The organism is Pseudomonas gessardii (assembly GCF_001983165.1).
GTDB classification, from domain to species: Bacteria; Pseudomonadota; Gammaproteobacteria; order Pseudomonadales; family Pseudomonadaceae; genus Aquipseudomonas; species Aquipseudomonas gessardii.
The window spans coordinates 57,991-73,837 of record NZ_MNPU01000021.1; the positions used below are offsets into that span (position 1 = coordinate 57,991).

Annotated in this window: 11 protein-coding genes; 1 reads left to right on the forward strand and 10 read right to left on the reverse strand. The window is 65.1% G+C overall.

The features are described from left to right. The first annotated feature begins 85 nt into the window (after positions 1–85). Positions 86–1,486: an aminoacyl-tRNA deacylase and HDOD domain-containing protein gene (locus BLL38_RS16105; protein WP_076963448.1), complete on the forward strand. Its 1,401-nt coding sequence runs from the start codon at positions 86–88 to the stop codon at positions 1,484–1,486. 112 nt (positions 1,487–1,598) lie between these two features. Here BLL38_RS16105 and BLL38_RS16110 read toward each other — a convergent pair whose 3' ends face one another. The 10 genes from BLL38_RS16110 to BLL38_RS16155 form a co-directional block, all read right to left on the reverse strand. After that, positions 1,599–1,976, reverse strand: a complete 378-nt coding sequence (locus BLL38_RS16110; RefSeq protein WP_057961011.1) for an SCP2 sterol-binding domain-containing protein — start codon at positions 1,974–1,976, stop codon at positions 1,599–1,601. A gap of 125 nt (positions 1,977–2,101) precedes the next feature. Next, the gene (gene tagQ / locus BLL38_RS16115) at positions 2,102–3,028 is read right to left on the reverse strand and encodes a type VI secretion system-associated lipoprotein TagQ (RefSeq protein ID WP_076963449.1); all 927 of its coding nucleotides are present in this window, start codon (positions 3,026–3,028) and stop codon (positions 2,102–2,104) included. Positions 3,029–3,111: 83 nt separating this feature from the next. Then, the gene (locus BLL38_RS16120; protein WP_076963450.1) at positions 3,112–4,824 is read right to left on the reverse strand and encodes a formylglycine-generating enzyme family protein; all 1,713 of its coding nucleotides are present in this window, start codon (positions 4,822–4,824) and stop codon (positions 3,112–3,114) included. Beyond that, entirely contained in the window at positions 4,817–6,001 is a 1,185-nt protein-coding gene (locus tag BLL38_RS16125; protein WP_076963451.1) for an ABC transporter permease family protein, read from the reverse strand. The genes BLL38_RS16120 and BLL38_RS16125 overlap by 8 nt, the downstream gene beginning before the upstream one ends. After that, positions 6,001–6,705, reverse strand: a complete 705-nt coding sequence (locus BLL38_RS16130; RefSeq protein ID WP_076963452.1) for an ABC transporter ATP-binding protein — start codon at positions 6,703–6,705, stop codon at positions 6,001–6,003. Before BLL38_RS16130 ends, BLL38_RS16125 begins: the two co-directional genes overlap by 1 nt. Further along, complete coding sequence (locus tag BLL38_RS16135) at positions 6,705–9,692, reverse strand: serine/threonine-protein kinase (RefSeq protein ID WP_076963453.1); 2,988 nt, start codon at positions 9,690–9,692, stop codon at positions 6,705–6,707. The genes BLL38_RS16130 and BLL38_RS16135 overlap by 1 nt, the downstream gene beginning before the upstream one ends. Beyond that, positions 9,689–10,408: a PP2C family protein-serine/threonine phosphatase gene (locus tag BLL38_RS16140; RefSeq protein WP_076963454.1), complete on the reverse strand. Its 720-nt coding sequence runs from the start codon at positions 10,406–10,408 to the stop codon at positions 9,689–9,691. Before BLL38_RS16140 ends, BLL38_RS16135 begins: the two co-directional genes overlap by 4 nt. After that, a complete protein-coding gene (gene tagF, locus BLL38_RS16145) occupies positions 10,409–11,062 on the reverse strand; it encodes a type VI secretion system-associated protein TagF (protein ID WP_076963455.1) in 654 nt (217 codons plus the stop codon). Then, a complete protein-coding gene (tssM, locus tag BLL38_RS16150; protein ID WP_076963456.1) occupies positions 11,059–14,559 on the reverse strand; it encodes a type VI secretion system membrane subunit TssM in 3,501 nt (1,166 codons plus the stop codon). The genes tagF and tssM overlap by 4 nt, the downstream gene beginning before the upstream one ends. Further along, positions 14,556–15,845: a DotU family type VI secretion system protein gene (locus BLL38_RS16155; RefSeq protein WP_076963457.1), complete on the reverse strand. Its 1,290-nt coding sequence runs from the start codon at positions 15,843–15,845 to the stop codon at positions 14,556–14,558. The genes tssM and BLL38_RS16155 overlap by 4 nt, the downstream gene beginning before the upstream one ends. Between the last annotated feature and the right edge of the window lie 2 nt (positions 15,846–15,847).

The following is a 15,847-nucleotide window of genomic DNA, read 5'->3' on the forward strand; positions in this document are numbered from 1 at the left end:
GCCCCCATCACAAACCGCAGTTAGACCCCCTCAGCCGGACCAAGCTGGTTATACTCCAAGCAAATGTAGGAAATTGGATCCGGCCATGTCAGAAGTTGCCCACGCCACAGCCCCACCGACCGCACCCTCGGTCATTCGGGACCTGCTCGCAAAACTCGCCGTCAACTACACGGAAGTCACCGACCACCCAGGCCTGAACCCGGCCCGAAAGGTTCAGGCGGTACTGGTCGATGACGCAGTGGGCGCCCTGATGGTGCTGTTCCCCCAGAGCCAGTTGCTGGACCTCAACCGCCTTACCGAACTGACCGGCCGCAACCTGACCGCCGTGGCACCGGAACGCCTGGAGCGTATGCTCGGCAAACACCACCTGAGCCTGCTGCCCGGCCTGCCGCCGCTGACCAGCTCGCCGTGCCTGTACGAAGAAAGCCTGCTACGCGAGCCGACCCTGCTGGTGCACTCGGGCGAAGCCACGGTGTTGCTGGAAATCGCCAGCGATGACTTCAAGCGCATGTTGAGCAAAGCCAGTGCCGCCCACTTCGGCGAGCCCCTGAGCAGCATCCGCCCCAACTTCGACCGCCCTGCCGACGACCGTGATGAGATCACCCAGGCGATGCAGGCGTTTACCGCGCGCCGTATCCAGCAACGCCTGGAAGCCACCATCGAGATCCCGCCGCTGGCCGACACCGCGCAAAAGATCATCAAGCTGCGGGTCGATCCCAACGCGACCATCGACGACATCACCGGCGTGGTTGAAACCGACCCGGCCCTGGCCGCGCAAGTGGTGAGCTGGGCGGCCTCGCCGTACTACGCCTCGCCGGGCAAGATCCGCTCGGTGGAAGATGCGATTGTGCGTGTGCTGGGCTTCGACCTGGTGATCAACCTGGCCCTGGGCCTGGCGCTGGGCAAGACCTTGAGCCTGCCCAAGGACCATCCGCAACAGGCCACGCCCTACTGGCACCAGTCGATCTACACGGCGGCGGTGATCGAAGGCCTGACCCGCGCCATGCCCCGCGCCCAGCGCCCGGAAGCCGGCCTGACCTACCTGGCGGGCCTGCTGCACAACTTTGGCTACCTGTTGCTGGCCCACGTCTTCCCGCCGCACTTCTCACTGATCTGCCGGCACCTGGAGGTCAACCCGCACTTGTGCCACAGCTATGTCGAGCAACACTTGCTGGGCATCAGCCGCGAGCAGATCGGCGCCTGGCTGATGCGTTACTGGGATATGCCGCAAGAGCTGTCCACGGCCCTGCGCTTCCAGCATGACCCGAGCTACGACGGCCAATATGCCGAATACCCGAACCTGGTGTGCCTGGCCGTGCGCTTGCTGCGCGGGCGGGGGATTGGCTCCGGGCCTGAGGCCGAGATCCCGGACGAACTGCTAGAACGCCTGGGCCTGAGCCGCGACAAGGCCGAGGACGTGGTGAGCAAGGTGCTGGATGCCGAGGTGTTGTTGCGGGAATTGGCGTCGCAGTTCAGCCAGGGGTAAATTCGGCGCCTGTTACACCGCTATCGCAGGCAAGCCAGCTCCCACATCTTGAATGCATTCCAAGGTCAAAATGTGGGAGCTGGCTTGCCTGCGATGAATGCAACTCGCTCTCTCAGGCCTTCTTTTTCTTCGGCTTCAAATACTTGGTCAAGCCCTGGAACCACATCACCAGGGCCGGGTTGCCCTTGATCTGGATCGACTTGTCCTGAATCCCCGTCATGAACGCCAGTTGCTTGTTCTTCGCCTGCATCGTGGCGAAGCCATAGGCGGCGTCTTTAAAAGCGATGGCAAACGCCGGCTCCGGGTGCACACCCGAGTGGCTGGTGATGCGCTGGTCTTTGACGATGAAGTGACGGGCAACCTTGCCGTCGAGGGTCTGCAACTGGAACGCCAGGTCCTTGTCACCCAACTGTTGCTGGAACGCGGGGTTGTTGCGGCTGGCTTTGGCCATCATCAGGCCCAGCACCCACAGGAGAAAACGAAATTTCATGCACACGGCCTCAGTGTAATTATTGGGTGGCCGCAGCAGTTTAACGATTTGTGCGCAGAACGCTACCGATCTCCCGCGTTAGCAGGAGATCGGCTGGCGTTTACCGCTTATAGCAACAACTTGGCTTAAACGTTAGGGCAAGGCACCGGTGCCCAGTCGGCCAGGTTCGGATCGCGGCAAGTGCCTTCGATCTGTGCTTTGCCGGCATTGGCCACTTGATTGCTTTCAGTCTGCTTGACCTTGGCGGTGCGGATGCTCCTTTCGGTGCTCACCGCTTCTGACGGCACCTTGGGCAGTGGCGGACGCTTGGTCACGACTTTGCTCTTCTTGTCTTTTTTCGCCGCAGCCGCAGCCGAGGTGGTCTCTGCAGTAGCCACAGTCACCACATCGTTACGCTGTACGCCCACTTGTTGCAGGTCTTTCTCGTAGGCCTGGGTGTAGTTGTTCAGGTCTTCGCTGGCCTTGCCGTTGACCGCGACGATCAGGTCGTTGGACTCCTTCAGGCCCGCAACGATTTCCGCCAGGCGCTTGCGACCTTCGGTGTCATTGACGGTCTTGGCCTTGCGGTCGGCCACCAGCTTGGTGAATGCGCTCTGGTAGCACTGCTGGGACGCCTTGGCGTACGCGGTGCTGCGGTCGATGTCGGAGGCGCTTTTATTGAAGTCGGTGGCGTAGGAGGCGATGCGCTGGTTGTCATCGCTGATCTGCTTCTGGCGCTCGGTGTAGTAACCCGCCGCGCCGCCCGCCAGGGCACCGCCCGCCGCGCCAATCGCCGCGTTGCGCCCGCGCTTGTCCGAGTCACCGGTCAGGGCGCCCAGCAGCGCGCCACCGGCCGCGCCAAGGGCGGCGCCGGTAACGACCGACTTGGTCATGTCCGAATCGGTGGCACGCAGGTGCTGCACCGGCTCGTAGCAATTGGGGTAGTACTCGACCTTGGTGCTCGACGCGACCTTGGAGGCCGGCGACGTGGCGCAACCGGTCAGCACAGTGCTGAAACCAGCCGCAATCAGCAGCAAGTGACGCTTGGAAACCGCCTTACGGGAAAAAAGCATAGGTGTGTTCTCTTTTAAGTTTGACTTGCCCAGCACGGCCCATGCCGCCTGAGTCCCTTCCAAGCTCGCCAGCCTGCGAGCGATCAAGACCGCTGACCGCTTGCTGCGAGCAATTCCTTCAAAATCGTTGCCGGGTCGGCTCGCTGTTGTTTGCGATAGTTGCCGACATGGCGAACGAATAACGTCGCGCGCGTCACCAGGCTCTTGCCCAGCACCGGCTTGCGCTCCAACTCTTGCTGGATCCGTTGAAACTGCGCCTGGATCACCGCATCGGTGTAGCGCGTGCCGGTGGCCAGGTTGTCGATATAGATCGCCACTGCGCCGTCCAGCGCGCTGCGGCCATTGGCGATGGCCGTGGCGAACAACTGCGCGCTGGCCTCGTCCTTGGCGTCCAGGGACTGCTGGCGACTCTTGTGCAGATTGATCAGGCGGATGTTGTAGTTATTGATGGTCTCGGCCACCAGGGCGGCAGACTGGATCAGGTTGCCGGCCGCTTCCTCGCGCTGCTGGGCGATCAGCGATACGTTGCGCTTGAGCTCTTCATTGACCAGTCCCAACTCGGCTTGCAGCCGTGGGTCGACGCTGGCGGCGATGATGCTGTCCAGGCGCTTGGTCGGGTCCTGGGCATCGTCGATGGCATCGGTCAACGCGGCCAGGCGCCCCTCTTTCTGCCACTGCGCGAACAGTTCGTTGTAGCGCGAACGCGGTGCCGACAGCGCGCCAATCGCCACCCTGAAGCCTGTGGTCTCGTTGCTTTGCTCGGTGCCGTCGGCGCCGAACAGCGGGTATTCCCGGCGCATGCCGCTAAACAACGTGCCCTCGCCCTCCAGGTAGTTGCCGCCCTTGACGATAAAGCCGCCATAGGTGCCCTGGCGGCGGCCGGCGTGGACCAGCTGGAATGACTCCTGGACCATCTCGGCAGCGTTGCCGATCACATCGAACAGGCCGATGGGGTTCGGCAACTTGGTGCCGATAGGCATCAGCCGCGCCGCCTGGCCGGTGCCGCCGGCGACCTGGTTGAACACCGCCCAGTCGCCCAACGGGCCGTCGCTGTCGCTGCCCTCAAGGCGCCGTGGGAACAGCCGGCCTTCCAGGTCCTGGCGGCTCACCGCCTGGCCGCCGCGTGCGGCGAACTCCCATTCCACTTCGGTGGGTAGCCGTACAAAGCCCAGGCCGCCATCCTCCGCCGAAGATCCGCGACCACTGACCGGCAGCAGGTCACGGTGATTTTTCATCAACCAGGCGCTGTACACCGCCGAGAAGCGCTCGGCTTCAAAGCGCGACAGCTTGACCTTGGGCAAGCGCCCGGCCATGCCCGTGGGCGCTTCGCACGCCGGCGCCGGTTCGCCACTGGCCAGGGACTGGGCCTGGGACATGACCTGGGCGTATTGGCGCGCGGTGACTTCGTACTTGCCGATAAAGTAGAGCATCGGCTTGAGCGGGGTCTTGGCGTCGGTCTTGGGCATCAGCGGCGCAATCACCTTGTTCCAGCCCTTGGGCAAATCCTTGAGAGTGAATTGGCCGTTGATAAAGTCGCGGCGATAGCCGGAGATAAACGACTGCTTGTAGCCCGCCTCACCTTCGCTGAACGGGTAGCCGAGGCTGACCTCCCGGTCGTCCAGGGTGCCCTGGGCCAGGACATAGGCGTAGCGAAACACCATGTTGCCCTCGCACGGCAGCGGCAGGCTGACGTCATCGGCCAACGGCTTGGGGTTGTCCAGCTTATCGCTGGCCTCGTCGGCCCAGGCCGCAGTGGCCAGGCTCAGCGCCACGACGGCGCCCAATAATCTATACATCTCTGATGCCCTCAGAAGCCTGGATACGCGCCACCCGCCACCCCCCGCACGCGGCCGCCACGGCGCTGACGCCGAGTACCGCGACCAGGGCCAGGGCGTAATGCCGCGCCAGCAGGTGGCTGGCGTATTCGCCCGGCACCTGCACGAATAATTGATTCAAGCCCGCCTCGGCCAGGCCATACAGCCCGGCGCTGAGCACGGCGGCGAAACCCGCGCTGTAGAGCGCCTGCATCACCACAAACAGCAGCAGCGCGCCAGTGGAAAACCCCAGCAGGCGCAATACCGACAACTCCCGGCGCTTGCGCGCCACAGCGGCCAACGCGCCGGCGAAGATCGCCGCAAACGCCCCCGCCAAGGCCAGGCCGGCGATGATCCAGAACACGATCGACAAATTGCGGCTCAACGACTGCACCTGGGCGATGCTCAGCGCCTGGGTCGAGACCAACAGGTTCTGCCCGGCGAAATACACCCGCAGCGGCTCTACATCGGTAAGGCTGCGCGCATATAGACGAAACGCCGGGTACACCCGCTGCTCACTCACGCCCACTGCATCACCGTCCCAGCCCAGCGCCGGTACTGCCCGGCCATCGCGGTAATCTTCCGCCGCTTCCAGCAGGCTCAAGCCGGCAAACAAACCGTCCCGGGCGAATGCCTCCAGGGGCAGCACTGCCAGCACCTGCAAGCGCGCATCCTGGGCCTCGACGCGCCCGGCCACCTGCCGCGCAAAGCGGGTTTTCAGCCAATCGCCCGGTCGCGCCGCCAGCTTCTCGGCGGCGGTGTGGCTCAGCACGACCTGGTCCAGGCCCACCGGAATAGGCAGGCCGCCCAGCAACGGGTCACCCGGTGCGGTGGGCAACATTTCCAGGCTCAATGCCCCCACCTGGGCCGTGGCCGCGATCTGCCGCGTACGTGGGATGGCAAACGCCACATCGCTGCGCTGGCCGAGATGCTCGACAAACGCACGGCTCAATCGTCCCCCGCCCAACGGAATGATTTCCCGGGTCGCCGGGTCATTCTCCAGGCGCTCGGTCAAACTGCCGACCAGGCCGAATTTCAGGCCGAACAACACCAGCAACGGCGCGATCACCGCCACCAGCGCCAGCACCGCACAGGCCGACAGCCAGCCATCGTTGCGGTAGTCCTGCCACGCGAGGGACGCCACCAGGGAGATGCGCATCAGCACGCCTCCCCAAGGGTCGCCGTAACGCCACCGTCGCTGTCGCGCCGGCAACTGATGCGCCGCATCTGCAAGCCACTGGCGCGGGCCAGGGGCTCGTCATGGGTGGCGATCACGCAGGCGGCGCGGTACTCACGGGCCTGGGCCAGCAGCGCCTGCATCACACGCTCGGCGTTAAGCGGGTCCAGGGACGCGGTCGGCTCATCGGCCAGCACCAATTGCGGGGCATGGGCCAGGGCACGGGCGCAACTAACACGCTGGCGCTGGCCTACCGACAACGCGGCCGGCTTCTTGGCCAACTGGTCGCTGATGTGCAACTGCGCAGCCAGCCGCGCAACGCTGCCATCGTCCTTCAAGCCCAGCAGTTGCCGGGACAGCGCGATATTGCTGCGCACATCGAGAAAGCCCAGCAGGCCGCCGGTTTGCAGCACGTAACCCAGATGCCGGCTACGCAACCCGGCCAAGGTGGATTGCTGATGGGCACGCCACAGCCCGTCGATATCCAGCTGGTTGAATTCAAACCGGCCGACCTGGTCCGGTGCCAGGACCAACGCCAACAGGTCGAGCAAGGTACTTTTGCCGCAGCCACTGGGCCCGACAATCGCCAACTGCTCACCCGCGCCCACGTGCAGCGCCGGGATCACCAGGCTATAGCGCTGGCTACCGAGGCCCCGGCTCTTGTGCACCGCGCTCAGGTTCAGCATCAGGGCAGCGTCGACAGCGGCACGCGGTACAACGCATCGCCCGGTTCGGCATCACCGAAACGGACCCAGTTGGCCACATCGTTATGGAAGGTTTCATACAGGCGGATCTTCGAGTCCAACTCGTCGATAAAGTCTTCCTGTTCAGCCACGCTCAACGACAACCACAGGTCCTGGGTCATGTTCAGCGACTTGCTGCGGTACGGCAGGCCTTCCAGGTATTCACCCAGAATGCCGCCGTCGGCGAGGTTGCCACCCTTGCGCAGGGCCTGTGGGTCGCGGCTCATATAGGCCGAGGCGCTGGCGATTTCCTGGAAGAAATCCCCGGGCGACGTCTGGGTCTTGCGCGCCGCATCGACGATCAGTTTCAGCGATTGCTGCAAGTCGTTGAGCTGCAGTTTGGTCAGCATCACGCACACCTGGAACGCCGGCAGTGCCGGGTTGGTCAGGTCGCGGTCGGCGGTCCAGGCGCTGACCAGTTGCGGCGCCTGACTCGCGCCTTTGTGACCGAGGAAGTCCATGTGCATGGCATAGCCGACGGCAGCGGATTTGTCCGCCAGGCTCGGCGCACTGCTGAGCAACGGCACCGGCTGCGGGGTGTTGCTGCGCACCTGGTGCACCAGGTTGGCGAACACCGTGCCGATCTCATCCACGCGCTCGCCCAGCTTGCGCACATCACCGCCCGGCACCGCCGTGTACAGGTCGCCGATCCGCGGGTTGGCGTCGGCGGTCAGGATGCGGTACTGGGATTCGGCGCCGCCGTGGGTTTTCTTGCCGGCGTCGGTGCGCAGGTGCAGGGCATAGATCTTGATCTGCTTGCCCAGGGCGGCCTGGCGCACTTCGGCTTCGTTCATCTGGGTCGCGGCGAACGGGTCGTTCTTGCGCAGGGCCCCGGCATCGGTCACCAGCAGAATCAGGCGCCCGCCGTAGCCGGACCAGTCCATGCCTTCCACCGCCTGCATCACCCCGGCAAACGCGTCTTCGTTGAACGAATGGCTGGAAACACTGGAGGCCTTGACCTGCCGCGCCATGTCGAGAAACCGCTGGGGGTCGCGGCCCTGGTCGAGGGTGATCAGGGTCTTGGCCACGTATTCCAGGCCAGGGGTTTTCTTGACGCTGCTGCGAAAGCCGACCATGCCGAAACTGACGCTGTCCAACTCGCCACGTTCGGCAATGCGGGTTTGCAGCTCGTGGACCACGTCGCGCACCTGGTCGATATAGGGCTGCATCGACACCGTGGTATCCACCACCAACACCACGGCGGTACGGAATGCATCGGCGTTAGCGCTGATCAGCGGGGTCGCCGGCTTGGCAGCGGCGCTGCCGGGGTCGATGGACGCCACATTGAGCAACTGCACCGGCTGGCCATTCTCGTCGAAGCTCTCTTTGGCGTCGAAAATCGGCAACAGGTAGAACTGGTTCTGCGGCACGGCACTGGCGGCGGGTTCCAGGGCCAGGACCTGTTGATTGTCGTCGGGGGTTTTCTGCGCCTTGAGCAGCAGGTTTTTCGCCGCTGCCGGGTCAGCCAGGAGTTTTTCCACCTCGCCGGGCTGGCGCAGGAACATCACCGGCGCACGCCCCGAACGCTCGGTGAACTTGAGCACCAGGCTCTGCTTCCAGTCGCTGACTTGCGCGGCCGGCAACCAACCGTCGCTGCGGCCGTCGCTGGCAGTGCCAATGCGCAGCCATGGGCTGCCATCGACATCCTTGCGCTGGTACACATAAAGCACCGAAAACGCGGGCAAGGCCTCGCCCGGTGCACCACCCGCCGCGCTGGAGAGCTTGGCGCCGGGCTTGCTCAAGACACGCTGGAACAGGGTTTTCTTGCCCGCCATCAGCAAGGGGCGCTGGCCGCCGTCGCTATCAGCGGCCACCGGTTTAACCCCGGCCGGTGTAACGGGCACAACCGCAGCAGGCGGCGGCGCAGGGGCATCGTTACTCAACCACCAGTAACTGGCGCCACCGATGGCCAGCGCAACCGCCACGGCCACGGCGGCCAATGCCAGGACCGGGCCACGCCGCTGCTCGGACACGGCGTGAGGCTGCGTGGGGCTCACCACCGGCTGGCGCACCGCTTGTGGCTGCGGTGTGGCAGTGGGGATTTCGATGGACACCGGGGTCAGCCCGGCCAGGTCACTACCGGCCGGCGTCACGGCGGGGCGAATCAAGGTCGCTTCCAACGCGTCTTTTGGCGCCTCCAGTGGCAGCCGATCCAGGGCCAGCAACAGCGCAGCGGCATCCGGGAAACGCTCTGCGGGGTCCTTGGCCAGGAGTTTTTTCAGCACCTCTTGATAACGGCCATGGTGCAGCGGCAATTCCGGCAAAGGCTCGGTCAGGTGCGCCAGGGCGGTGGAAAGTGCATCGGTGCCGTTGTAAGGCAGCTTGCCGACGAGGATTTCGTAGAGCACCACCCCCAGGGCGTACAGGTCGGCGCGGCCGTCGATTTCCTGGCCGCGCGCCTGTTCCGGGCTCATGTAGCTGGGGGTGCCCACGGCAAACCCGGCCTGGGTGAACTGGGTGCGGTCATCCAGGGACTTGGCGATCCCGAAATCCGACAGCACCGCCGTGCCATCGGCGCGAAACAGGATGTTCGCCGGCTTGACGTCGCGGTGCACCAGGCCCTGGGCATGGGCGTACCCCAGGGCCGAGGCGATCTGGCGGATATACACCAGCCCCTGCTCCGGCGTCAGGCCGGCGGCGATGCGCTCCTTGAGCGTGCCGTTGGGCAGGTACTCCATGGCCATGTAATACAGCTCGCCGACATTGCCGATGTCGTGGATGGTCACCGTGTGCGGGTGCGACAGCCGCGCCAGGGTCTTGCCCTCGCGCAGGAAACGTTCGCAAAAGCTTGGGTCGGCGGCCAGCGCAGCGGCCATGACTTTCAGCGCCACCTTGCGCTCCAGCGAACGCTGGGTTGCCAGGTACACGCTGGCCATGGCGCCTTCGCCGATTTCGCCGTCGATGTCGTAGCCGGGGATGATCAGGGTCATGGCGACACCTTCACGACGAGGGTGGTGATATTGTCGGGCGCGCCACGGTTGAGCCCCAGGTGCACCAGGCTGCGGGCGATTTCGTCAGGCTCGGCATGGCTCAGCACGTCGCGGATCTCGTGGTCTTCGACGGTCTTGTTCAGGCCATCGCTGCACAGCAGGTAGCTGTCACCGGGGGCGATCAACAGGTCGACCACCGACAGCTCCAATTGCGCCTCCACGCCAATGGCGCGGGTGACGATATTGGCCCGTGGATGCACCCGCGCATCGGCCTCGCTGAGCAGGCCACTGTCTTGCAGGTCCTGGACGTAGCTGTGGTCGCGGGAGATGCGCTCCAGCTCGCCGTCGCGCAGGCGGTACAAGCGGCTGTCGCCGGCCCACAGGCATACACCGCGCAGGCCACGAGCCGCCAGCAGCACCACAGTGCTGCCCATCATGGTCACGCCACGGTTGGCGGTTTCTTCACGTACGGCGGCGTTGACCCGGGTCAGTTCAGTGCGCAGCGCCGCCGTGTATTCGTCCAGGGACCGCCCCACGGGCAGGCTGCGCAGGCTGTCGACGATCAAGCTGCTGACATAGTCGCCGGCCGCATGCCCGCCCATGCCATCGGCCACCACCCACAGGCGGTTTTCCGGGAGGTCCAGGCACGCGTCTTCATTGACCTGGCGCACCATGCCCACATGGGTTTTGCTCGCGGATTTGTACGTCGACCCCATCTACACCACACCTTCTTGTCCGAGCAAAAATTGCGCAAAATCGCCGGCGGCAGGCAAGCCCTGGCACCGCAATAAACCGGGGGAAATACGTTGCGAACCACGGCCCCACCACAGGCTCGCCCCTTCGCAGGCCTGTTCGGCGAGGGCGGTCATGCGCCCATGGGGCACGGTGGCGGCGACCCGCTGCAGGCCGGCGAAACGGCTGTCCAGCGCACGCGGTTCACTCGCCGGCACACCCAGGCGCTCAAGGCCATCGCTGAATCCTTCAAATGTGGCGCCGGGATCCAGGGTGCCGAGCAGCAACTCCTCGGCCTGCTCGAACCAGGCGTCCGGGCCACCCACCAGGGACGCCGGATTGGTGTCGTGATCCAACAACACGACCACCGCCAGCGGGAAATACCGCCCGACCCGATCAATGCTCGGCATCACCACCCCCGCCGCCGCATCCGGCCCGCACACCCCCGGCGCCAGTACAAAACGCCACAGCGGGCTGACCAGGTACACGTTGAGCCAGTTGTCGCCCAGGCTGTGCTGGCTGGCGAGCAAGCCGGCGGCCAGCCAACTGTCCCAGGGCCCGATAAAGCTCTGGGGCAAGGCGCGGCTGACAAAGTCCCCGCGACTGGCCAACTTGCCGTAGAACCCCAGGGTGGTCATAACCGCTCCGGCAGGCTGAACCCACTGAGCACGCGGCTCTTGAATGGGTTGAAGGCGCTGTTGGCGCGCAATTCATAGGCGATGCTCGCGCCATCGACCCGCAGGCGCAGGTTGAAACGGTCCGGCGAATTGCCGGCAGACAGCTCCGACTGCTCCAACAGGCGGAACCACGCCCATGGGCCATCCAGGGTAACGCCGGAGCGCCCGCTGGCCGCTGGCGGCATGATCGAGATACGCACCCCGCCACTGCTGCCGGGGTTCGGCCATTGCATTGCCACTGGGCGGCTCGGGCCATGGTCGTAGCTCAGTTGCTGGCCGTCCAGGTCCAGCAGGAACTGGGTGATGGTCGCGTCCATCGCCACCGGCTTGAGCTCGAAACGCACGATGGGCTGGGTCCCACCGGCACGGAAGAACGCATCCCGAATAGTCGCCGCGCGCTGGAAGGTTTGCAGCACGCCCGGCGCGATGCCGAGCTTCTGCGCCGCCCCCGGCTGCCAGCGCCAGGTCTGCGCCGACGTATCGACGTAGGGTTGCAGGTATTTGCGGAAGTAGTTATCCATCACCCCGCCCACCCCGAAGAACTGGCCGAAGTCGTCCAGGGTGGCGTCGCGAGCGCTGCCCGGGGACATCGGATAACGCCCGGCCAGGGACTGGCGATACACATTGACCACTTCACTGACCCAGGCTGCGTTCAGCTGATTGCGCACCCCGCCCATCATGCTGTTGGTGGTGGAATTAACCACCGACTTGACCATGCCCTGCACCAGCGGCGGCTGGCGTTCGGCATTCAGGCTGACCCGGGTGGCCGCCGCTGCGGCCTGGTTCTTGGCTTCGCCGAGCAAGGCATCGCCACTGGCGCCGACCATGGCGCTGACCTGCACATACAGCGCATTCATGTCCGCCAACAGGCCGTCGATGGCCGCCGGCTCGCCTTCGTTCTTGGCAACGATGCTGTTGAGTTCGGCAAAGTGCGCAGTCACCGGGTCTTCCGTGAGGGCCGGGGCGCTGGCCGTCGGCTGGGCCTCGCCGAGCAGGCTGCCGAGGCGTTCCTTGAGCTTGTCCACACCGCCTTCCACCGGCACGCCCTTGGCCGCCAGTTGGCGTTCTTCAGCTTGCAGGTCGGTTTCCTTGGCCACCGCCACCAGCAGCTTTTTCAGCGGCGAGGTCGGGCCGGAGATCACGCGCAACACATCCGCCGCCTGGGCCACGCTGGTGATGGGCACAAAGTCGATATCCGCCAGCAAGGCATCCCACTGGCGCTGATAGTCCTGGAAGTACAGGCGCCGCACATCGGCAGCAAGGCTGGCGACATTCTGCTGATCCGCCGGTGCATGGCCCAAGACCCACTGCTCTTCGGCCAGGGTGCCGGCCTGGTTCAGGCTGGTCAGCAAAAAGCCCTGGCGATAGCCCTTGGCAGTAAACAAGCCACTCAACGGCTCGCCCAGCGGCTTGCCACTTTTGCGGCTGAACACCAGGGCGGCATCCCGCCCGGCAGCTTCGTTGATACGGAAATCGGTCACCCCATCGGGCAGCTTCTGGCGCTTGACCCGGTCGTACACGCGCTGGGCCACCGGTAGTTGTTGCAATTGCCGGCGCAAGTCATCGATCAGCCGTGGGTCGAGGCGCGCATTCGGCGGATGGCGGTCGAACAGCGCCTGCAAGTGACCGGTCAGCGCCTGGCGCTGGTCGGCGGGCAGGTCGCGCGGCAGGTTGCGGTCCCAGTCCAGGGCGATCCAGGCCTTGATAAAGTCCGGGTCGTAATGCTCGCTGTCCGCCAGCATCAGGTAGGCCTTCAAGCCTTCGTAGAGGAAGTCGGAATTGCCGCCACCGTGCAGTTGCTCTTCGATGCGCGTCACCAGGCGCGGGGCGAATACCGCGATCAGCAGCTTGCGGTAGACACTGGCAGATTCGGCTTCGAGCATGTCGCCCTGATACAGGCCCAGGCCCTCGGACCAGCCTGGCGAATCGCCCGCCAGGTTTTTCACCGCGTTGAGCAGCGGCAACACCGCCAGCACCTCGCGCTGCGCCGGGCTCAGGCTCTGCACGGCCTGGCCCAGGGGCGCGACCTTGTGGTCGACCTGGGCGATATACGCCTGGTTGGCCCGGTAACTCAGCCACCACAGGCTGCTGACCACCACCACCAGCGCGACCGTCGCCGCGAGTACGCCACGGGCCAGCCATTTACGGCGGCGCTCGACCTTCGGGTTGACGCCCACCAGGCCACGCTCGGCAAAGGCCACGGCACTGAACAGTTTTTCGATGAAGTAACTGCGCCCGGTGCCGCTCTGGCGCGCCAGGTGCTGGCGGTCGAGGTTCATGCTCTGGGCCATGGCGCCGATCAGTCGATCAATCGGGCTGCCTTCCTGGGTGCCGCTGGTGAAATACACGCCGCGCAGCAGCACACGCTCTTCAAACGCATTGGGCTTGAATACGCCTTCGAGGAAGCCTTGCAGGCAATCCTTCAGCGCTCCGAACTGCTGCGGGAAACCGTAGATCAGATCGCGCCGCGCCGGGTCGCGTTCCTGTTGCAGGCGTTCCACCAAACGTTCGTTGAGGCGCTGCTCCAGGCCGGCGAATTCGCTTTGCAGGTGGGCCAGCGGGCTGTCGCTGTGTTTGCCGTCGTCCAGGGCAAAGGTCATGCCCCACACCTGGGCGCGGTCTTCCTTGCTCAGGTTGTCGAAAAACTCCATGAAGCCCGGCACCAGGTCGAGCTTGGTGAGCATCAGGTAGATCGGGAAACGCACCCCCAGCTGGGTGTACAACTCCTGGATGCGCAAGCGGATCGCCGCCGCATGGGCAGCACGCTCGGCGTCAGTGCCCAGCAGCAGGTCCGACAGGCTGATGGCGATAAAGGCGCCGTCAATCGGGCGGCGCGCGCGCTGTTTTTTCAGCAGGTCGAGAAAGCCCAGCCAAGCGGCTTTATCCACCGTGGAGTTGCTGTCCTGAGTGGTGTAGCGCCCGGCGGTGTCCAGCAGCACCGCTTGATCGGTAAACCACCAATCGCAATTGCGCGTACCGCCCACGCCACGCACCGCGCCGGCACCCAGCTGGGCAGCCAGGGGGAAATGCAGCCCGGAGTTGACCAGCGCGGTGGTCTTGCCCGAACCCGGCGGGCCGATGATCACATACCACGGCAACTCGTAGAGGTTACGCCGCTCGTCACCGCCCAGCCTGGCCTTTTTCAGCAGCGTCAGGGCTTCGTCCATGCGCTGGCGCAGGGTGGCCAGCTCTTCGGCAGTGGCGACACTGTTGGGGTCGGCCGGGGTTTCGGCGGCCAGGCTGCGCATCACTTCGGCGGCCTGGCGGCGGGCCTGGATAATGCGAAACACGCGGTAGGCGATCCACACTGCGAACACCAGGATAATCAGGGCCCAGCGCCGACCTTCCGGCACCAGCACGTCGAGCAATGGCCCGACGAACCAGATGATCAGGCCCAGGGCGATCAGGCCCAGCACGGGGATCACCCAGCGAATCATAAAACTGAAAAACGCCTTCACTCGACGCCCTCCGCCAATACGGTGATTTCAACCCGACGATTGCGGGCACGGCCTTCGGCTGTGGCGTTGGTCGCCACCGGCTCGGTGTCGCTGCGGCCCTCGGCGCTGAAGCGCTCGCCCTGGCCGGTCTTGGCCGCGAGAATTTCCAGCACCGACTTGGCCCGCGCTTCGGACAAGGCCCAGTTGGACGGGAACCGCAGGGTGGCAATCGGGCGGTTGTCGCTGTGCCCGGTCACCCGCACCTGGCCCTTGACCTTGCGGATGGCGTCGGCGATGCGCAGCATCAGGGGCTGGTAGTCATCGACAATGCTGGAGCTGGCCGAGGCGAACAGCTCATCGCCCCGGATCGTCACCACGGAACGGTCAACGGCATCTTCCACCGCCACCCGGCCCGCCTTGATGTCTTCGACCAAAAAGCCCGCCAGGCGTGGACGCTCGATGATTTTCGGCTGCGCCACCGGACGGTCGATCGCCTGCACCGGGATTTCACCCAGGGCATGGATGTTCTTGAACACCGGCTCGGCATCCGACGCCAGCTTCATCCGCAAGCCAAACAGTAGGGCCAGCAGCAAGGCCAGGCCGATGGCCACGGCGATCCACGGCGGCATGAATTGCGCCAGGCGATCGCGGGCCACGGTCACGCCGCGCCAATGGGGCGACAGCTCGCGCTCATGCTCGCCACGGGCACTGCGAATCGCCGCTGCCGTGCGCTCGCGCAGGGTTTCCAACTGGCTGCGGCCGTCGTTCATCACGCGGTAGCGGCCCTCGAAACCCAGGCACATGCACAGGTACAACAGCTCCAGCAGGTACAGGCGCTCACGCGGGCTTTGCAGGCAATGGTCCAGCAGTTGGAAAACCTTTTCCCCACCCCAGGCTTCGTTGTGCACGGTGATCAGCAGGCTCTGCTTGCCCCAGTCACTGGCGCTGCCCCAGGGCGTGCTCAGCACCGCTTCGTCGAGGGCGGTGCACAGTGCGTAGCGCGCCAGCAGCACCTCGTTACGGGCCACGCCGGCGGCCTCGGCGCGCTCTTCAAACTGGCGCAGGTAGGCCAGCAACTGCGCACGTAGGCTTGCGGGCGCGGGATGGGCGATGGTGTTGCGCAAGCGCGTCAACAGCGCCAACAACGGGCCGGCAGCACTTTCCAGGGGGTTGAGGCCCTGGCTTTTGCCGGTGAGGATCGGCGCCGCCGGCATCGACAAAGGCGCCGGTTCCGCGCGGGCAGGCTCCGGCGCACGGCCACCCGGGCGCGGCATGAACTGGGTGCGGTCGTCATCATTGGGGTGCATCG